General features: G+C 63.6%; 16 protein-coding genes. 6 read left to right on the top strand and 10 right to left on the bottom strand.

Annotated features, from left to right (window positions below; all coding sequences use genetic code 11):
• Positions 1–102 precede the first annotated feature (102 nt).
• From P5G52_RS01495 to P5G52_RS01485, 3 genes are all read right to left on the bottom strand, one after another.
• The gene (locus tag P5G52_RS01495; RefSeq protein ID WP_301224219.1) at positions 103–1020 is read right to left on the bottom strand and encodes an SDR family oxidoreductase; all 918 of its coding nucleotides are present in this window, start codon (positions 1018–1020) and stop codon (positions 103–105) included.
• A gap of 57 nt (positions 1021–1077) precedes the next feature.
• Complete coding sequence (locus P5G52_RS01490; protein WP_301224218.1) at positions 1078–1551, bottom strand: MarR family winged helix-turn-helix transcriptional regulator; 474 nt, start codon at positions 1549–1551, stop codon at positions 1078–1080.
• A gap of 119 nt (positions 1552–1670) precedes the next feature.
• On the bottom strand, positions 1671–2579 hold the full coding sequence (locus P5G52_RS01485; protein WP_301224217.1) for an NADP-dependent oxidoreductase: 909 nt from the start codon (positions 2577–2579) through the stop codon (positions 1671–1673).
• Between the two features lie 493 nt (positions 2580–3072).
• Here P5G52_RS01485 and P5G52_RS01480 point away from each other — a divergent pair, with 493 nt between their 5' ends.
• Entirely contained in the window at positions 3073–4209 is a 1137-nt protein-coding gene (locus tag P5G52_RS01480; protein WP_301224216.1) for a glucose 1-dehydrogenase, read from the top strand.
• Positions 4210–4335: 126 nt separating this feature from the next.
• Here the strand turns inward: P5G52_RS01480 and P5G52_RS01475 are convergent, their stop codons facing one another.
• The 3 genes from P5G52_RS01475 to P5G52_RS01465 form a co-directional block, all read right to left on the bottom strand.
• Positions 4336–5121: a GAF and ANTAR domain-containing protein gene (locus tag P5G52_RS01475; RefSeq protein ID WP_301224215.1), complete on the bottom strand. Its 786-nt coding sequence runs from the start codon at positions 5119–5121 to the stop codon at positions 4336–4338.
• A 377-nt stretch (positions 5122–5498) separates the two neighbouring features.
• Positions 5499–6125: a PAS and ANTAR domain-containing protein gene (locus P5G52_RS01470; RefSeq protein WP_301224214.1), complete on the bottom strand. Its 627-nt coding sequence runs from the start codon at positions 6123–6125 to the stop codon at positions 5499–5501.
• 447 nt (positions 6126–6572) lie between these two features.
• Positions 6573–7199 carry a PadR family transcriptional regulator gene (locus tag P5G52_RS01465; protein ID WP_301224213.1) on the bottom strand — a complete coding sequence of 209 codons (627 nt, stop codon included), beginning with the start codon at positions 7197–7199 and terminating at the stop codon, positions 6573–6575.
• A 175-nt stretch (positions 7200–7374) separates the two neighbouring features.
• Between P5G52_RS01465 and P5G52_RS01460 the strand changes: the two genes are divergently transcribed.
• Both P5G52_RS01460 and P5G52_RS01455 read left to right on the top strand, forming a co-directional pair.
• A complete protein-coding gene (locus tag P5G52_RS01460) occupies positions 7375–8478 on the top strand; it encodes an aromatic ring-hydroxylating oxygenase subunit alpha (RefSeq protein WP_301224212.1) in 1104 nt (367 codons plus the stop codon).
• Positions 8479–8496: 18 nt separating this feature from the next.
• Positions 8497–9498, top strand: a complete 1002-nt coding sequence (locus P5G52_RS01455; protein ID WP_301224211.1) for a PDR/VanB family oxidoreductase — start codon at positions 8497–8499, stop codon at positions 9496–9498.
• An 881-nt stretch (positions 9499–10379) separates the two neighbouring features.
• Here the strand turns inward: P5G52_RS01455 and P5G52_RS01450 are convergent.
• Positions 10380–11069 carry a S1 family serine peptidase gene (locus P5G52_RS01450; RefSeq protein ID WP_301224210.1) on the bottom strand — a complete coding sequence of 230 codons (690 nt, stop codon included), beginning with the start codon at positions 11067–11069 and terminating at the stop codon, positions 10380–10382.
• A 187-nt stretch (positions 11070–11256) separates the two neighbouring features.
• Between P5G52_RS01450 and P5G52_RS01445 the strand changes: the two genes are divergently transcribed.
• The gene (locus P5G52_RS01445) at positions 11257–12912 is read left to right on the top strand and encodes an FAD-dependent oxidoreductase (protein ID WP_301224209.1); all 1656 of its coding nucleotides are present in this window, start codon (positions 11257–11259) and stop codon (positions 12910–12912) included.
• Here P5G52_RS01445 and P5G52_RS01440 read toward each other — a convergent pair.
• Positions 12894–13094 carry a hypothetical protein gene (locus P5G52_RS01440; RefSeq protein WP_301224208.1) on the bottom strand — a complete coding sequence of 67 codons (201 nt, stop codon included), beginning with the start codon at positions 13092–13094 and terminating at the stop codon, positions 12894–12896. The genes P5G52_RS01445 and P5G52_RS01440 overlap by 19 nt on opposite strands.
• Positions 13095–13121: 27 nt before the next feature.
• On the opposite strand from P5G52_RS01440, the gene P5G52_RS01435 reads away from it, so the two are divergent.
• Complete coding sequence (locus tag P5G52_RS01435; protein ID WP_301224207.1) at positions 13122–14297, top strand: sensor histidine kinase; 1176 nt, start codon at positions 13122–13124, stop codon at positions 14295–14297.
• Positions 14298–14417: 120 nt separating this feature from the next.
• On the opposite strand, the gene P5G52_RS01425 is transcribed toward P5G52_RS01435, so the two are convergent.
• Positions 14418–14966, bottom strand: a complete 549-nt coding sequence (locus tag P5G52_RS01425) for a TetR/AcrR family transcriptional regulator (RefSeq protein WP_301224206.1) — start codon at positions 14964–14966, stop codon at positions 14418–14420.
• Positions 14967–15033: 67 nt separating this feature from the next.
• Here P5G52_RS01425 and P5G52_RS01420 point away from each other — a divergent pair, with 67 nt between their 5' ends.
• The gene (locus P5G52_RS01420) at positions 15034–15924 is read left to right on the top strand and encodes an alpha/beta fold hydrolase (RefSeq protein ID WP_301224205.1); all 891 of its coding nucleotides are present in this window, start codon (positions 15034–15036) and stop codon (positions 15922–15924) included.
• 216 nt (positions 15925–16140) lie between these two features.
• Here P5G52_RS01420 and P5G52_RS01415 read toward each other — a convergent pair whose 3' ends face one another.
• Positions 16141–17652: a hypothetical protein gene (locus P5G52_RS01415; RefSeq protein ID WP_301224204.1), complete on the bottom strand. Its 1512-nt coding sequence runs from the start codon at positions 17650–17652 to the stop codon at positions 16141–16143.
• Positions 17653–17961: the final 309 nt, after the last annotated feature.

The raw sequence follows: 17961 nt of genomic DNA, 5'->3' as shown, positions 1-17961 counted from the left end.
TGCTTGGTGCGACTTCGAGGTAGTGCGTTCAGTTTTCGGGTTATGTGGCCGGTCTCGGCCTGCGTGAGGAACGCACGAGGCTCTGCCGGGCAGGAACCTTTGTTAGTTCCGTGTGGAAGTGAGTTTGTCGGCGTACTGGGCGAGGGATTCTTCGGCTGTTGGGACGGGGCCGAACAGTTCTGCCTGGCGGCGCGTGTCGGCGACGTAGCGGCCGGTATCGAACCAGCTGAACATCGCTACCATGTCTCCGATCAACGGCATGAAGCGGCTGCCCACGGCGCCGATGGCGCGGGCCACAACGGACGGAACGGGCCAAACTCTGATCTTCTTGCCGGCCCGGGTGCCGATCATGTCGGCGGCCTCACGCATGCTGACCGGACGGTCCCAGCCGATGTCGATACGCTCTCCGTCGTGAGCGTCCGCGTCGACCGCGGCCGCGAGGTACGCGGCGAGGTCGGAGCTGCGGACGAAGGTCAGGGGAACGGTGGGTTTCCCGATCCAGATGATGCGGCCCTTGTCGGTGGGATTGCCTGCGGAGGCGGCGACCTGGTCGAGGAACGCACCGGGGCGTAGTGCCACGAACGGGACGCCGAGTTGCTCGAGTTTGTCTTCGGCGAGCTTCTTGTGCCAGAAGTGCGGCACCTGGGGTGTCTGGTCGCTGGTGAGGATGCTGGTGAGTACGAAGCGCCGGATTCCTGCACGGTGGGCGGCTTCAGCGAGGTTGGCGTTCCCGATGGTGTCGATGTCGTTGGCGTCCTTACCGCCTCGCGTGTAGCCGGCGGCGGTGGTGATGACGGCGTCGGTGCCGGTCATCGCGGCGATGAGCGAGTCGAGGTCCAGCATGTTGCCTCGGGCGATCTCGACACCCCGGCTTTCAAGGCGACTCGCGTCGCTGGCGGGCCGCACCAGTGCGCGGACGGTTTTGCCCCGTTTCAGGAGTTCGTCGACGACCTGGCCCCCGAGGAAGCCGGTTGCTCCGACGACGAGAACGGGTAGGGCGGGTGAGTTAGAGAGAGGCATGGGGTTTCGCTTTCAGGACGTTGGACCAGGGGCCCGGGGTGTCAGATGCATGGACGATCATGGGCGTGCCGGTTTGCCGGGTAGTTGCGTGGATTCGGTGATCGTTTCGGTGATGGCATGGGCGGTACTGACAAAAGCCTCTGCCTGCTGGCGGGTCAGATTGTGCGTGGAGGCCTCTTCCAGGCTCTTCCATAGGGCGGCGATAGGTTCCCGCATCGCACGGCCCTTGTCGGTGAGGTGGACCACCATGACGCGCCGGTCGTGCTGGGCAGGCTCACGGACCAGCAAACCTGCCTGTTGCATGCGGCTCAGTGACTTCGACACGGTGGAGTGGTCCAGGCCGACGGCTTCGAGGAGTTCTGACTGGCTCTGCCCCTCGCGGTCCAGGAGCTGCATCAGCAGCAGCTCCTGCCCGGGATGCAGATCCATGGCACGGAGCATGGCGGCGGCACGAGCACGGTGGGCGCGGGCGAGTTGGAAGATCGCGTAGCTCAGCGGCCCGCCCCCGGCGGTGGTAGGAGTGTCAGGCATGTGCTTTCCTTCAGTTGTCACGGTGACTGTTCGGCTCTCGCAGCAGAATAGGAGTGCGCTCGATGGTCAACCCGGTCAATCGACGGTCACTTGATGGTCAGTCGAGGGTCAATCGATGGTCAATCGATGGTCAGGACGAGCTTGCCCCGCACGTGTCCTGTGTCGCTGGCCTGCTGGGCTTCGGCGGCTCGTGACAGCGGGTACGTCGTGACCGTGGTGGTGATCCTGCCGTCCGCCACACCCTGGGCCACGGCCGCTAGGTGCGAGGCCGAGCGCTCCTGCGGACGCCCCGGAGCGAACGTGATGCCGAGCTGCCGCGCAGCGAAATCAGCGATGGTGACGATGCGGTCGGTACCGCCGCGCAGGGTGATCGAGTCTTCCAAGGCGCCCTTGCCCGCTAGATCGAACACCGCGTCCACGCCGTCGACAGCGAGTGTCCGCACCCGCTCGACGAGGCCCTCACCGTAGACCGTCGCCGTGGCGCCGAGCGAGGTGAGGTAGTCCTGATTGGATGGTCCGGCGGTGGCGATGACACGCGCACCACGACGGACGGCGAGCTGGACCGCGAGCGTTCCGACTCCTCCTGATGCGCCATGCATCAGGACCGTCTCCCCGGCGGTAACGCCCAGCAGGTTGAGAACCCGCTCAGCTGTGTCGGCAGCCACCGGCAGCGCAGCCGCGTCGTGCCACTCCAGGCCTGCCGGCTTGGCTGCAACGACGGTGGCCAGCGCGTACTGGGCGTACGAGCCGGTGTCAGCCCAACCCAGCACGGCGTCGCCCATCTCAACATGACTCACTCCCTCACCGAGTGCGTCCACCACGCCGGCGAGTTCACCGCCAGGAACGGCCGGGAAGGTCGTCGGGTACACCGCTTCCAGCATCCCCGAGCGGATCTTCCCGTCGAGTGCGTTGACTCCGGCCGCTTTCACCCGAACCCGAACCTGTCCCGGTCCAGGCTGCGGAATCTCGGTCTCCGCTTCGTGCAGTACTTCAACGCCGCCGAAACGGTCGAAGACGATGGTCTTCACTGGATCTCCTTAAGTACGCCTTTGTCATGTGTGGTTACAGCTCCAACGAGCGGTGAGAACTGATCGAGCTTTGACCGATGGTGCGGTCCTGCGTGCGAGGTTCTCTGAATCGTCAGCCCGCGCCGGGTGCATCAATAACATCGGCCTTCAGACGGTCGATGAGCTTCGCATCAGGGAAGAGCATCCAAACCGTGGAAAGCCCCGGGACAGAAGATGCCTAAGCACCTTCATCAGGCATTACTTGGCTAGCCACATAAATACGGTACCACGATCTCGCCCTGGATGCGGTGCTCGGAACGTTCTCTGCCCCTCGCTGGGGTGTCGGACGGCTACCGAGCTGGACAGGGCCCAAGAACGGGTTGTGTAGAACGATGGTGCCGCACTGCAAGGGAGTGGCTTCCGGTCTACGCCCCGGACTGTGCCTAACCTGTCGCCGTTCTGCGCCCGTGCATAAGGGGGAACGAAGGATTGCGCGCAAGCGCAGAGAAGAGCGATGTTCAGCTGCTCCTCTTGGTGGGTGGGACATAGGGTCGGAAGGAGCCTAGTTCTGGATAATCGGTGGAAGGACAAGAGCGTGCTGGCTTTGACGATCACCCCTGGCGTGGCGAACTCACTGGAGGTGCGTGAGGTCCCCGCGCCCTCCCCGGAAGAAGGCGAGGTCCTCGTCGACGCGTTATCGGTTGGGTTGTGCGGGACCGATGTCGAGATCGTTGCTGGTGAATTCGGTGCCGCTCCTCCCGGGCAGGACTACCTGGTGTTGGGGCATGAAAATCTAGGCCGTGTTGCTGAAGCCCCCGCCGGCTCAAGCCTGGTGGCCGGTGACCTCGTCGTCGGTATCGTGCGTAGGCCCGACCCGGTTCCCTGTGGGGCGTGCGCTGCGGGGGAGTGGGACATGTGCCTGAACGGGCGCTATACAGAACGTGGCATCAAGGAACTCGACGGGTTCGCCCGCCAGCAGTGGCGGGCCGATCCGGAGGCCCTGGTGAAGCTGGAGCCCGGCCTCGAACGGGTCGGGGTGCTCCTTGAACCGGCGACTGTCGTCGCAAAGGCCTGGGAGCAGATCGAACGGATCGGACGGAGGGCCTACTTCGAGCCGAGAACCGTTGCTGTCACCGGAGCAGGTCCGGTCGGGCTCCTGGCAGCGCTGATCGGGATTCAGCGTGGACTCGAGGTGCATGTGTATGACCTCGTCACGGACGGGCCGAAGCCGGCACTGGTGCGCGACCTTGGTGCCGCCTATCACACAGACTCGTTGCAGGACTCGCAGGTGCGCCCCGATGTCATCATCGAATGCACCGGCGTCGCCCCGGTCATCCTCGAGGCGATCACCGGGGGAGGACAAAACGCCATCACATGCCTCACCGGAATTTCCGGCGTCGGCCGGAAAACGCCTATCGACCTCGGCGACCTCAACCGCACGGCCGTCCTCCAGAACGAGGTCATCTTCGGCACCGTCAACGCGAACAAGCGCCACTACACAGCAGCAGGGGCAGCTCTCGCAGCAGCAGACACGTCCTGGCTAGAACGGCTCATCACCCGCAGAGTGAGTATCGACAACTTCCGGGACGCCTTCGACCAGCAGGACGATGACGTAAAAGTCGTACTGGACTTTCCCGAGGTGCAGTCCTGAGTGCGATGCAGGTTGAGACCGCCAGGGTTTCTCGGGACAGTTTCAGGGGCCGGGTATTACCCCGCCCTTTGCTGCAGGTCCGGCTTCGTTCGTAGGGGGCGGATCCCCGATTTCCCGGGCTTGGGCTCAGGCTGTTGGGGGCGGGTCGGTGGCAATGGACGTGATGAGGTCGTGGGCGAGGTCGCGGAGCTTGATGTTCCTGGCGCTGGCCGCGCTCATCAGGATGGCAAGGGCCTCGTCCTGGCTGCACCTGTTCTGGGCCATCACGATGCCGATCGCGGTGTCGATGGTGGTCCTGTTCGCCATGGCCGCGCGCAGGTCGATGCCCGCATCGACGAGGGATGCCAGGCGCGAGGCGATACTGAGGGATTTGGCGGCTTCCGCGGCGAAGCGGTGCACATACTTCCTGGCAGGAATACCGAAGGCGCCCTGTTGGTTCGAGTACAGGTTCAGGGCGCTGTACGTGTCCTCGGGCAGGATGATCGGTACCGCGAGGACTGAGCGCACGCCCTGCGCCTCCATCGCCTGCCGGTACTTCGAGTCCGCGGGTAGGCCTTCCACGTCCGGAACATACACTTCGTGTTCTTGCCGGGCTGCCGTCAGGCATGGCCCGTCATCGAAGCGGTACTGGATTTCGTCCATCTGTTGGGCGCGTTCGCTGCTGCTGGCCACGGTGCCGGCCCTCTTGGGGCGCAGGAGCGTGACCCCGCAGAACACCTCCCGGTCGGGTGCGCTGAGAACGTCGACCGCGATCGCGGTGAGGTCGTCGAGGAACTCGATGACATTGGCGCTCTCAGTGACAGCCTCGTGAAGGCGGTCTCCTACTCCTGGCCCTGCATCGAGTTCTGGCCCTGCGTCGAGTGCTGGAAACAGCTCTGACGTGTCCGGGAGGTTGTTATCGGGAGTGTGCATCGTGCGTCCCCTGGAAGGTTGGGGCTCGGCCGAACGATGCGGGCGTACCTGCTGCAGGCACCATCAAGGAGAACAATGAGGGCCGTCCGGTAAGGACAACCTCCTGCAGTATAGAAACCATGGGGCCGCAGCGGTGAACTATCGCCAGCCCGACTCGGTGGCCAATTTCGGTGGCGTTCAGGGACCATCTGTGTGTCGCGCGGGCTGTTCGATTGCCCAGCGATCAGGAGGACAAATGCGGGATGAGATCAGCTACCCGATGGCCTGGTCGTGGTTACCAGATTATGGTCACCAGATTATGGTCTCCGCATCGTGGTCACCGAAGCGTTCGCCTGGGTGACCACCCCTCGATGCTGGTCGCTGTGCCCGTCAGGGTTCTATGGCGCTGTCGCGTCCACGATGTCCTGGGCGATGTCATGAACTTTGCGGTTCGTGTCCTGGCTGCGGGCGTTGATGGCCGCGAACGCGTCGTCGGCGCTGATGCGGTGGGCTCCCATCAGAATGCCTTTGGCCTGTTCGATGACGGCCCGGCGCGCAGCGGATTCGGCGACGGCCCGGTTCGCGAGGCGGTGGGTGTCGTCGTGGATGCTTTTGGTGAGGTCAGCGAGCATGCCCCTGATGCCGATCGTCTTCCCGTCGTCGTCGGTGATGAGGTCTCCGACGCTGAGGACCTGACGGCGTCGCTTCCTGGCATCGATGATGGTGTGGTAGCCGGCGATCGGGCCGCCGTCAGCGGTGAGGCGGCCCATGAGGCGCTGGCTGTTCGTGCGGTCGGCGGGATCGACGTGGGTGAGGCCGAGCTCCAGGGACGGGACGACCTCGCCTCGTTCGTACCCGTGGATGTCGTACATCTCATCGGACCAGAGGAAGGCCCCGGAGTCGAAGTAGTACTCGTAGGTGCCGGTCGGGCAGCCCAAGAGCCCCGAACCCTCACCAGCCTGCTGGGCTTCGATGCCGGACGTGATTACCGGAATGTCGGGGGACGAAGGGGAAACGCTGGTCACTGGAGGAGGATCTTTCGACGCGACAAAAGAACCGGCCAGCTTCTTGACCGGTTTGATGAGGAGCTACCGACTGTAGTGCCCATCCGCGATCAGTTCTCCCTCATAGCCCGGCTGCTTGACCCATGAAGGAGATCCCACATTCGTGCACGAGGCTCGTCGGTGTGGCCGGCGGAGCCCGCGAAACGAATCACGGGACTTCTTTCAGGCGTACATCCAGTATGCGCAGCACACTTTCAACATCGGCCGCACTAGCCCTCAAGCTTGCCCTGTAGAACGACCGCCTGGGGAAGCTGCACGGGGCGTTCTCAGTGGATGACGGGCGGGGAAGGCGAGGGGAGGGTCCGCGGGTCGCGGCACAAAAGGAAAGCCCCTCGTCAGGCGGAGGCGATCCTTATTGTGTGCTTTGTGCCCGCACCTATACAAGCTCGACGGCCAGCGGCGGGGCATCTAGGGCGAGTGGATGTCTGGTTTCGCCCGATCATGTTTTCTTGCGTTCTCCAGCTCCTCGAGTATTTGCAAGCCGCGCTTCGCCCAAGCGATCTCCTGCTCAGCGTGGGCGAGTTGGCCTTCATAGGCGTAGATCTTGAAGCGGACAATCTGCTCTCGTTCCTCTTCTACGTACCGAGTGAGACGCCGGGCAAGAGTGGGATGGGCTCGCTGTTCGAGAGCGTCAATCATGTCAAGAGTTTGAAGGCGCTGCTCCTCGTAATGAGCGATGTGAGTTCGCAGTTGCGCAGCCGCCGCCCCTGAGGGGGCCCACTCGAAGTAGGCGGCCTTGAGGCGGGCCGGGTCCCGTTCCTGCACGTAGGCCAAGGGCTGGCTCTGCCACTGTCTTAGAGCCTCTTCCCCTGCCGGGGTGAGCGTGTACTCCGTTTTGGTGGCCCCACGGGTACCCCATGGCACGGGTCGACTCGAAAGCAGGCCCTCTGCGTGCATCTTGCGCAGCTCCGGGTAGATCTGCGAGTCGGGTGCGTGCCAGACGTGGCCCACAGAAGAGCTGAACTGCTTAGCCACGTCGTAGCCCGTCAGTGGACCTGAGGACAGCAGTGCCAGCAGGGCCGAGCGCAGGCTCACAAGAAGGTCCTTCAGATCGGGGGCGCGTCGCTTTCCAGCCTAGCTTTACTTCTCGCGGAATCTCGTGGAAGTTGTCAACCACTATCACGATAGGTACTGTGTGGTACACACCACAGAATAGCTATCTTGATAGCTATTCTTGTTCTCCCGGCCCACTCAACGATGAAGGACCGTTATGACCGTCTCGGCCACGAAGACCACCAGCACTGCAAAGCTTTTCTCCTACCCTCTCAACGCATGGTTCGCGGTGGGATGGGACTACGAGCTCACTGCTAAAGGCATTCTCGCCCGCACCATCGCCGGCCGGCCCCTGGCCCTGTACCGCACTGCGGATGGACGGCCTGTCGCGCTGGCTGACGCCTGTTGGCACCGTCTGGCTCCGTTGTCGCAGGGCAAGCTCGTGGGTCGCGACGAGATCCAGTGCCCGTACCACGGGTTGCGCTATAACGCCGCTGGCCGTTGCACCTCGATGCCGGCTCAGGAAACCCTGAACCCTTCCGCTACCGTTCCCTCCTTCCCTGTGATCGAGCGGTACCGCTATGTGTGGGTGTGGCTGGGGGATCCCACGAAGGCAGACCCGGGTCTCCTGCCCGATATGCACCAGATGGACAGCCCCGAGTGGGCGGGAGATGGCGAAACCATCCACGCCCCGTGCAACTATCAGCTTGTCCTCGACAACCTCATGGACCTTACCCACGAGGAGTTCGTGCACAGCTCCTCCATCGGGCAGGAGGAGCTGTCCGAGTCCGAGTTCGAGGTGACCCACGGCGAAACATCCGTGACCGTGACCCGTTGGATGCGTAACATCGATGCCCCGCCGTTCTGGTTGAAGAACATGAGGGACAAGTTCCCGGGCTTTGAGGGCAAAGTGGACCGCTGGCAGATCATCCATTACTACTTTCCGTCCACCATCTGCATCGACGTCGGGGTAGCCGAAGCCGGGACAGGAGCCCCCGAGGGCGATCGTTCGCGTGGCGTGAACGGTTATGTGATGAACACGATCACCCCTGAAACCGACCGCTCCAGCCACTACTTCTGGGCGTTCATGCGCAACTACCGCCTCGAAAGCCAGCTCATCACCACACAGCTGCGTAACGGGGTGCATGGTGTCTTCGGAGAAGACGAAGCTATGCTCCAGTCGCAGCAGACGGCCATCGACGCCAACCCGGACTACGAGTTCTACAACCTCAACATCGACATGGGCGGCTTGTGGGTGCGGCGACTCCTGGAGCGCGCACTCGAAGCCGAAGGCCGGCTCGCCACCTTGCCGAGCGCCTGAGCCGGAGGAGACTCTCAAGTGGCTGATTCCCACCACGTCGTCTGGCAGCAGGCCGTCGTCGACTTCGTGTCCGATGTCGCCGAGAACATCCGGCGCATCGTCCTGCGTACGGAGCACCCAATCCCTGTGCGGCCGGGCGAGCATGTCGACGTACGCACAACCATCGGCGGCGAACCGAACCTTCGCTCCTACTCCGTCGTCGATGCTGCTGAGGACGGCACGCACCTAGCCCTCAGCGTCTTCAGGACCCCGACTTCCCGGGGAGGGTCGGTGTTCATGCATTCACTCCAACCCGGACAGCTCCTCGAGATCACCGAGCCGTTGCAGAATTTCCCTCTGCGGATCGGAGCGTCGTCCTACCTGCTGCTTGCCGGAGGCATAGGGATTACAGCGGTCGCAGGCATGGCCGCACTGCTGCGGCGCTTGGGCGCCGACTACCGCCTGGTGTACGTGGGCCGTTCGCGTGAATCGATGGCTTACCTCGATGACCTTGCAGCCATACACGGCGGCCACCTTGAGGCGCATATCGATTCGGAGGGAACTTCCCTGGACGTGCAAGCCCTCGTAGGCTCGGTTCCTGATAACGCCGAGCTCTATATGTGCGGACCCATTCGGCTCATGGACGCCGTACGCCGCGCCTGGATTGAACGAGAGCTGGAGCCCACAAGCCTGCGCTATGAAACCTTCGGTAACAGCGGCTGGTATCAAGCTGAACCGTTCACCGTCCGGATACCGCGGCTAGGGGTGGAAGCCTCCGTCGGCATGCACGAGTCCGTACTTGAGGCCCTCCAGCGCCAGGGCGTAGACATGATGTCGGATTGCCGCAAGGGCGAGTGCGGTCTGTGCCAGGTGAAAGTTCTTGAGCTCACCGGGCGGATCGACCATCGCGATGTCTTCTACTCGGACAGGCAGAAGGAACCCAACACAAAGATGTGCTGCTGCGTGTCCCGCGTCATCGCCACTGAACCGGGTGCCACCCCCGGACCCGGTTCCGCCGTCCTCACCATCGACGTCCCCTAAGAAGCATCAGTACCAGGGCCATCCGGCGATGCCGGGATCGATTGCGATGCTGCAGTGGGGCCGGGTGGAGGCCGGAGTGAGGGATTGAGCGGCCTCACCAAGCGACGATGCTCCGGCGCCCGTAGGAGTTGATGACGCGGACAACTCGTCCCGAGCCTTGGACCTCGTCGCAGCATTACCCGCCGTCGACGCCAGGCATCCCGTAATGAGTAAAGCGGTCAGGATGCCACAGCGCGGACATCACCGACAGGCATAAAGAACCTTTGAGGTGAAGAGATACATCCATCCGATGCACTCGGTATGTCATTCGTAGAGAGTGGCAGAGATTTGTCACTCTCTACGGTTGCCGCCATGTCCCAAGGTCCAAGTCGGTCCCACAATCGAAGGTTTCCGATACACCGTCAGCGGAGCGCTCCTGACCGCTCGTAGAGGCCCACTTCCTGTAGCGATAGTCAGTGTCACAATCAACGCGCCATATCTGTCCGCCCGCGACGGGTTCCGCTACAGACGACAGTTCACCTATCGGAGACTCAAGCCGATCATCGCCCGGCTGACGTAGGAACACAGGTAGGCCGTTGACGGACGGATCTACGATGGACGGTTGTCCGGTTCCCCGGGTACCGGCGTGACGGCGCTGAGCCACACCCAGCCCTCGCGCTGGATCTTGATCAGCGGCCCGAGGAACCGAGTCTTCACAGCTGTCCGCGTGTACGCGATCGTGTGCGCCTGGATGCGGAATGCTCTAGAGGGGTAGCGGGTCCACACCTACACCCGACGCGGTTCAGGAAAGGCGAGCGAGACGTGCGCGGGAGGACGGCCGGGCGGACGCGTCTGCGCCTGGCCGGCCGGCCCTATGGTCATCGGCGAGGTGGGGCTGTGCCTCACAGCTCCACGAATTGGATCTGTGAGAACTCGTCTTCGCCTACGACCAATTCGATCCAGGCAAGCACCTCGGCCTGGTCGGTGCGGTACGCGAAGTCATTGCCCCTGCAGTAGGAGTTTAGACCGAACGACGTGACGGCGACGATGACGTTGGACTCGAAGTCGCCGTAGAAGACGAGGCCGCCGGAGTCTCCCGAGCAGGTGCCGCCCCTGCCCTGTCCATTGCCGGTGGTCTGTAGGTTGAAGCCGCCCGTAACCGCGCTGTTCAAGTTGGTCAGCTTCGACTGAGCCATGAGCCGCTCGCGAAACGAGACGACCTCCACGGGGCTGCTGTAGCTGAGGCCGTAGCCACTCGCATTGAACGTGATGTCCTGGCGACCGCGCTGCGTTGCCAGGTGGTCGAGCGAACCGGCAACGGCAAGTGCGCCGTACTCTTCCATTTCGATCGATTGGTCCAGAATCACGATGCCGACGTCGTGCGTGTTCGGGAACCCGGCGAAGTCCTCGAAGCCGTAGTCGTATAGCTCATCGGAGGTGGCGCACAGCTCACCGAGGGTGCCCTCGGCGCAGCACTCCGGGTAGCCGCTCACTGGGGCGAGCTCGTTCGCCGGATCGTAGTTCACGCCGGCATCCTGCTGGAAGTACACGCGTGCCGTGAGCGAGAACGAGGCCGGACGACCTTCTGGCATGGCGGGTTCTCGCCCCAATAGTTCTCTTGACCCCACTGCCCTGTTGGGGTTTGTGGGGACACTCCCTTAGGTTCGTCGACGCGATCGGCGGACCCGTAGACTCAGCGACCCGCTCTGGCTAGGCTTCACGCTAGGTCTCCCGAGCAGATGGGGCACGCCACATGGCTGTAACCATGGAAGTCCGGTCATGACGAAGCCGAACATTCTGACGGTCGACGACGACCCGCAGGTTTCCGCGGCGGTTGCCCGAGACCTTCGTAACAGATATGGGTCCGAATTCAGGATTCTCCGCGCTACCTCCGGCGCGGAAGCCATGGAAGTTCTGGCGAAGCTGGCACTGCGGGACCAGGGGGTTGCACTGATCGCGGCGGACCAAAGAATGCCTCAGATGACGGGGATCGAGTTGATGGAGCGCGCGCGGCCGCATGCTCCAGGGGCGAAGCTCCTTCTCCTCACGGCGTACGCGGACACCGATGTCGCAATCAAGGCGATCAACGACATCGGGCTTGATCACTACCTGCTCAAACCCTGGGATCCGCCCGCTGAGCGGTTGTACCCGGTGGTGGATGACCTGCTCGATGACTGGCGTCGGGCTAATCCCGATCACACATCCGACGTGCGGGTGATCGGTGCCCGCTGGTCGGACCGTAGCCACGAGATCAAGACATTCCTGGCCCGCAATCATGTGCCATACCGCTGGCACGACATCGAAAGGGACGCTGAGGCGGTGCGTCTGCTGGATCTTGCGGGAGCGAGCACGGCGGATATGCCGTTGGTTGTCCTGACCGATGGCTCAGTGCTCTCTTCTCCATCGACCTTTGATCTGGCTTCCGCCCTGGGCCTGCGCACGGTTGCTGAGCGGCCTCTCTACGATGTCTGCATAGTTGGAGGTGGACCGGCGGGTATGGCCGCGGCCGTTTACGCAGCGTCTGAGGGGCTCAGCACCGTCGTCGTCGAGCGCGAGGCCCCGGGCGGACAGGCAGGCCAGAGCGCCGCTATTGAGAACTATCTCGGCTTCCCGAAGGGCCTGAGCGGCTCCGATCTGACGCAGCGTGCCATGGCGCAGGTGTCACGCTTCGGTGCGGAAGTGGTACTCGCGAATGACGTCGTGGGCCTCGAATCGCGCGGGCAGGCGCGGGCGGTGCTGCTGGGCTCGGGGGAATTGGAGGCACGGGCGGTCATTATCGCCACCGGTGTCTCCTACCGGAGGTTGGAGGCTGACGGCATCGATACTTTCAGCGGTCGGGGGATCTACTACGGTGCCAACGCCAGCGAGGCCAACCAGTGCGCGGGTGAGGATGTCTACATCGTCGGAGCCGCCAACTCTGCCGGCCAGGCCGCGATCAACTTCTCACGTTTTGCAAAGCGGGTGGTACTTCTCGTGCGGTCAGGCACGCTCGAGACCACTATGTCCGAGTACCTCGTGCAGCGGATCCTCGCTTCACCGGTAATAGAAGTCCGCTACCGGAGCGAAGTCGTAGCCGCCCGCGGAGACTCACACCTCGAATCCCTGGAACTCGCCGACCGGGACACCGGACTGACCGAGGAGGTGGCGGCCAGCTGGCTCTTCATCTTCATCGGTGCTTCGCCTCGAACCGACTGGCTGGGTGAGGAGATTGTTCGCGACAAGTTCGGTTTCATCGTCACCGGTCACGACCTGGCGAATCCCGCTAATTCCATGCCGTGGCCACTGACACGCGGACCATTCGCCCTGGAGACGAGCGTGCCCGGTGTCTTTGCCGCCGGTGATGTCCGGCTCGACTCGATGAAGCGAGTGGCATCAGCGGTGGGTGAGGGCGCGATGGCTGTCTATCTCGTGCACCGCTACCTGGGAACAGTCTGATGCACGCGGCCGAACTCCGGGGGATCAGCCTTTTCAAGGGCCTCAGCGACCAGCAACTTGCCGACCTCGTCGAAACGGGCACCGAGGTCCTCATCGAACCCGGCGTCACCCTCTGGAACGAGGGCGAACCAGCGGACTCCTGGTGGGTACTCGTCGACGGAGCCCTTCAGCTGCTTCGCCACATCGGACGTGAAGACACCGTCGTCGGGATGATGGACGTGCCTGGACGATGGGCCGGCGGCTTCCGTGCCTGGGATGAAAGCAGTGTCTACCTGGCCACCGGGCGGGGAAGCGAGGAAGGACGGCTACTCCGGGTCCCAGCCACGGCCCTGCGAAGGCTATACGCCGAGTGGTTCCCCTTTGGCGTGCACTTCATCGAGGGCTTGTACGGGACGGTACGCCGGGTCGAATCAACCATTCGTCAGCGAGAGGCGCTGGCGACGCTCGGCACGCTCTCGGCCGGCCTGGCCCACGAAATCAACAACCCGGCCGCGGCGGCAAGCCGCGCGGTGGACGCCCTGGAAGACGCCTCGCAGATGCTGCTCGCATCCGTAGGTCGCCTCTCCCGCACCGGCATCACTCCTGCCCAGTTCGCCGGGCTGGAGGCTTTGCGCGCAGACCTCACGACGACGGCGTCGGTTCCGGATACTCTCGCACTTGCAGATCTGGAGGATCTCCTGACCGATTGGCTGTCCGAGCGGAACGTCGAACGGGATTGGATTATCGGCCCGACACTCGCCGCTGCCGGCGCGGACCTGGAATGGTGCAACCGTGCCGAGTCGTTATTCAACGGGCCCGCCTTGGATCCGGCGTTGGAGTGGGTAACCGCTGCCCTGTCCATGGAAAAGCTGCTCTCCGAAGTAAGGGAGTCGACACGGCGGGTCTCCGAGCTCGTCGCAGCAGTGAAGTCCTATTCCCAGATGGACAGGGGATCCCGCCAGAACACCGATGTGGTTGAAGGCCTCGAAAGCACGCTTGTCATGCTCGGGCACAAGCTTCGCGGCGGGGTGGAGATAGTGCGCGAGTACAGCGACAACCTCCCCTCCATCGATGCCTACCCGGGCGAGTTGAACCAGGTGTGGACCAATCTCATCGACAACGCCGTGGACGCAATGAATGGCGTCGGCACCCTGAGAGTAGCTACCCTCAGCGACGGAGCCAACGTGACGGTAGAAATCGGTGACACGGGTCCGGGCCTTGCACCACCGGTCGCGAAGCGGGCTTTCGAGGCGTTCTACACAACGAAGGACGTCGGTAGAGGGACCGGGCTTGGTTTGGATATCGCCCGGAGAATCGTCGTCGAACGGCACGGCGGGACGATCGACCTCGAATCAGTTCCCGGCAGGACGGTGTTCCGTGTCTGCCTCCCACTCGTCCAGGCCTGATGCTCGACGCCGGCAGCGGCCAATGCGTCGAACTGCAACTGTGCGTCGTGGCTCGATGTGCTGACCCTGGAGTACCCGAGATGCCTCATCCCGTCCCTCTGGTTGTCCGATTGGAACCTGTCAGTCGAGGCAGGCGCGTACGATGCGCTCAACGACCGGCCGTACCGGCGCGTCGGGATCCACCGTGAGCCGATGCATGACCAGTCCCTCCGCGGCGGCCATGAGTGCCCGGACGGCATCCGCTGGCCGAGCGGCCCCGACGCCCGCGAGGAGGGCTATCGCCCATTCGACATAGGCCGCCCGCTGCTGAAGCAGTGGTTCGAGCAGCTGCGGGTCGTTGGCGCCCTCGAGGAACAGGGCGTATCGCGCCCTGGTGCGACCTGCGAACAGAGATGTTTCGGCGCTGATAAGGCTGGAGAAGGCATCGATCAGCTGATCAGGGGTCGTGACCGTCGGAGCAGCACCAGCGTAGAAGTCGTCGCGTTCCCGCTCCGCGATCCATCCGACGACGCCTGCGACGAGGGCGTCTCTGGTACGGAACCAATTCGAGGTGGATCCCTTCGGCAGACCGGCTCGCTCGTCCACGCGCGCATGGACGAGGGCGCGGATTCCTTGCTCGCCGACGAGCTCGAGGGCTGCGTTGAGAGCGCGCTCGCGGGTGGTGGTCACGCTGTCGATAGTACTCGTCTACTATCTCCCTAGTGACGTAGCACTATAAAAGTAGTAGTGTGTGCTCATGAGTGAACAGGCGGATGCCTCGGCCGTCAGGGGCCGCATGGTGGCGGTGGGGGAGCTCAACGTGCATGTGTTGGAGGCAGGGTCTGGGGCTCCAGTGCTGTTGCTCCACGGATTTCCTCAGAGTTCGCGTGAGTACGTCGCAGTGATGGCGGATCTTAGCCAGAGTGCTTACGTGATCGCTCCCGACCTGCGCGGCGCCGGCAAGACGGACGCCCCGGCGAAGGGCTACGACGTCGACACCCTGGTTGCGGACGTGATCGGTCTGCTGGATGCCTTGGATCTCGATCGAGTGGTTCTCGTGGCACACGACTGGAGCGCACTCATCGGTTTCGACTTGTGCCTCCGTCATCCCGAGCGTGTCAGCCGCTACGTGGCGATCGCAGTGCCAGCTCCGTACATCCGCATGACCCCGAAGCTCGCCGGCGCGATGATGCGCGCAATGCCGCACCTGTGGTTTCAGTGGGGGATTGCAATGCCCGGGCTGGGCCCGTGGTTGCTGTCGCTGGGGCGTCAGCGGCTTGCGTACTGGCTGCTCCGGTCGTTCGAGGTGCAGCCAATGCGGGACGACGACGTCGAGGCGTACGTCGCCGCGTTGCGCGATCCGGCCAGGGCGCGGGCGGCATCGAAGCTCTACCGGCAAGTGATACTCCCCGGTTTCATGAAGATTCTGCGCGGGACCTACCGTGGCCGGGTTCTGCGCACACCTACCCTCGTATTGTTCGGCGCCGAGGACAAACTCTTACCACGCGACGCGCTCGGCGTCGCACCTGAGGACGCACCCGACCTGATCGTCGAGTTCCTCCCCGGCGGGGCACACTTCCTCGTAGATGACAATCCTGTCGAGGTCACCCGCCGCCTCCGCACGTTCGCCGAACTACCCGCGAAGTGACGGCAACTGAGCCGGAGCCAATTGGGATGTCTCATCCTGCTGTCTTCTGTCCCTACGGGCAGTTCCGATGGTCCCTACTTCGATGTTTCTGCACTGACGGCAACCATTACGGACCCCTCCAACGACCCCTCGCCGTCGGTGTGAACGTGGCCGGCATGTGACTGTCGAGGCGTTCATTGCTTCCGAGAACTGGCCCCGTCTTGTGAGTCGTCACCGCTACTCCGGTCGCTCCGCAGCGGACGTCGGCGTCCCCGGCGGATCCGTCGGATCGCCGCCGCCACTACCGCCGCTGGGGTCGTAGTAGTGCCAGTACCGGCTTGTGGCGTTCACGTCGGCGAGTATCAGCAGGCCACTGTCGGCTGTGCCTTGCGCCGCACTGTTGAGGTTCTGCTTCGTCGAGGTCACGTTGTGGACGAACTGGTCGGCGTCCACGACACGAGGGATCTTCGGGGCGGTGCTGAAATCGATATCGTCCAGCGGCGTGGACTTCTCGTAGATCGCACCCCCCGTGCTCGTGCAGACACCGGCGTCCGTCGTGTCACCGGGCCGAGGGTAGGTGGCGAAGGTCCGCAGCATCCGGGTACTCTCATCGATCAGGACGACCATCCGATTCGGACACTCCGCCACGGTCGCGATCGTGCGCGCGGACCAGGTCGTACCGTTCAGTGCCAACAGCTGGATCAGCGGCTCGGACGGGGACGTGTACGACGTCTTGACAGCGGCGAAAACCCTGCCGTCCGAGGACCCCAGCCGTTTCAGGTTCATGTGGTCGTCAGCGCTGTTCCGCCCCAATACCGCCGCCACCGGAGTGCTCCAGTCGGTGTCCGGTGCGCCATCGACGTGGTAGCTCCAGTACCTGCCGTCGGTGGCGTCGCCGACCTGCCGGCTCCACATCACGCCCACCTTGTTCCCGTCGAAGGCGATGACCGCCGAGGTGTCATCCACGGACACGTTGCCCAACCCGTCAGGGCCCGATGACGCGGGATGCGCGAACGGCGTCCCCCAGTACCTGCCATCGGTGCCGGTGGAATTCAGGTAGATCCGGTTGCCCTGCTGCCAGGTGGCCCACACCCGACCGGTGGAGTCCTTGTCGATGGTCAGCGCCTCGACGCGCTCGTTGTTGACTTTCGTCGTGTCCATCAGCGAGTACGTCTTCCTCTCCGAGTCATAGCTGTAACGCCGCATCGCCGTCGGGAAGCCCGGTTCGGCCGGCAGGCCGTCGTTGACGAACCGATAGCTGGCCACATTCAGGGTCGTCCCGTCCCACAGCACGTCGTGATGGGTTTGTGCACGCGTTTCCGTCACCACGCCCGTATCGAGCCACGAGCTCGTCGCCGCATCGAACCGGAAGATGTGGAAATCGGAGCTGGCGGTGTCCCACAGGTTCCCCCACCAGGACCCGTCGTTGAACCACAACGCACTCGTGGCCCGTTTCGTACCGATCGGCGACGGGGTCCCCGCATGCGAGGGGCCCTCGACTCCGGCATCGCCCGGCTTCGGCGCGCTTGCCGCTGGTGGCGGTGCCACCGCCGAGCTGGCCGAGCCGGCCGAGGGAGTCGATGGAGTCGAGGGAGCGGTTGCTGATGTCGGTGGTGCCGTCGGTGCAGCCGAAGTGCCGGTGCCGAAGTTGGTGACGGCGTCGCTGAAGGCTGAACAGCCGGTGAGGAGTAAGACAGCGAGCGCCGCAGACACCAGGTACCTCCGACGGTTGCTGAATGGGCTGATCATGAGGTTTTTTTCGTGGTCTGATCAGTTGCACCCTCAACCCCGACATCACCGGTAGCAGCCGACGCTGCCACCGGCACCACCACGGCACCCAGCCCAATCAGCAACGCTGCCATCAGAGTGCCTAGCCATGAAGTCCTACGGACTCCGCCGTGCCACCACCTGTGAAGGAATGGGTCCTTGCGCATCGTTGCTCCCGAGGTCGATCGGTTTACCGAACCTCCCTAAGGTTGTCCAGTGTCAGTGGTTAACCCATGAGAATCAACCCTCGATTGTGATCGTCCTACATCTGTAACGGGTCGCCGGGTCGCC

Source organism: Arthrobacter burdickii, assembly GCF_030433645.1.
Taxonomy (GTDB): domain Bacteria; phylum Actinomycetota; class Actinomycetes; order Actinomycetales; family Micrococcaceae; genus Arthrobacter_D; species Arthrobacter_D burdickii.
Note: the sequence above shows the minus strand (reverse complement) of the source record. Positions and strands in the feature narration are given on the sequence as shown.

Excerpts from the sequence above, each read along its gene's own strand:
- P5G52_RS01495 (WP_301224219.1), bottom strand. The coding sequence starts at position 1,020 with ATGCCTCTCTCTAACTCACCCGCCCTACCCGTTCTCGTCGTCGGAGCA.
- P5G52_RS01490 (WP_301224218.1), bottom strand. The coding sequence starts at position 1,551 with ATGCCTGACACTCCTACCACCGCCGGGGGCGGGCCGCTGAGCTACGCG.
- P5G52_RS01480 (WP_301224216.1), top strand. The coding sequence starts at position 3,073 with ATGTTCAGCTGCTCCTCTTGGTGGGTGGGACATAGGGTCGGAAGGAGC.
- P5G52_RS01475 (WP_301224215.1), bottom strand. The coding sequence starts at position 5,121 with ATGCACACTCCCGATAACAACCTCCCGGACACGTCAGAGCTGTTTCCA.
- P5G52_RS01460 (WP_301224212.1), top strand. The coding sequence starts at position 7,375 with ATGACCGTCTCGGCCACGAAGACCACCAGCACTGCAAAGCTTTTCTCC.
- P5G52_RS01450 (WP_301224210.1), bottom strand. The coding sequence starts at position 11,069 with ATGCCAGAAGGTCGTCCGGCCTCGTTCTCGCTCACGGCACGCGTGTAC.
- P5G52_RS01445 (WP_301224209.1), top strand. The coding sequence starts at position 11,257 with ATGACGAAGCCGAACATTCTGACGGTCGACGACGACCCGCAGGTTTCC.
- P5G52_RS01435 (WP_301224207.1), top strand. The coding sequence starts at position 13,122 with ATGATGGACGTGCCTGGACGATGGGCCGGCGGCTTCCGTGCCTGGGAT.
- P5G52_RS01420 (WP_301224205.1), top strand. The coding sequence starts at position 15,034 with ATGAGTGAACAGGCGGATGCCTCGGCCGTCAGGGGCCGCATGGTGGCG.
- P5G52_RS01415 (WP_301224204.1), bottom strand. The coding sequence starts at position 17,652 with ATGATCAGCCCATTCAGCAACCGTCGGAGGTACCTGGTGTCTGCGGCG.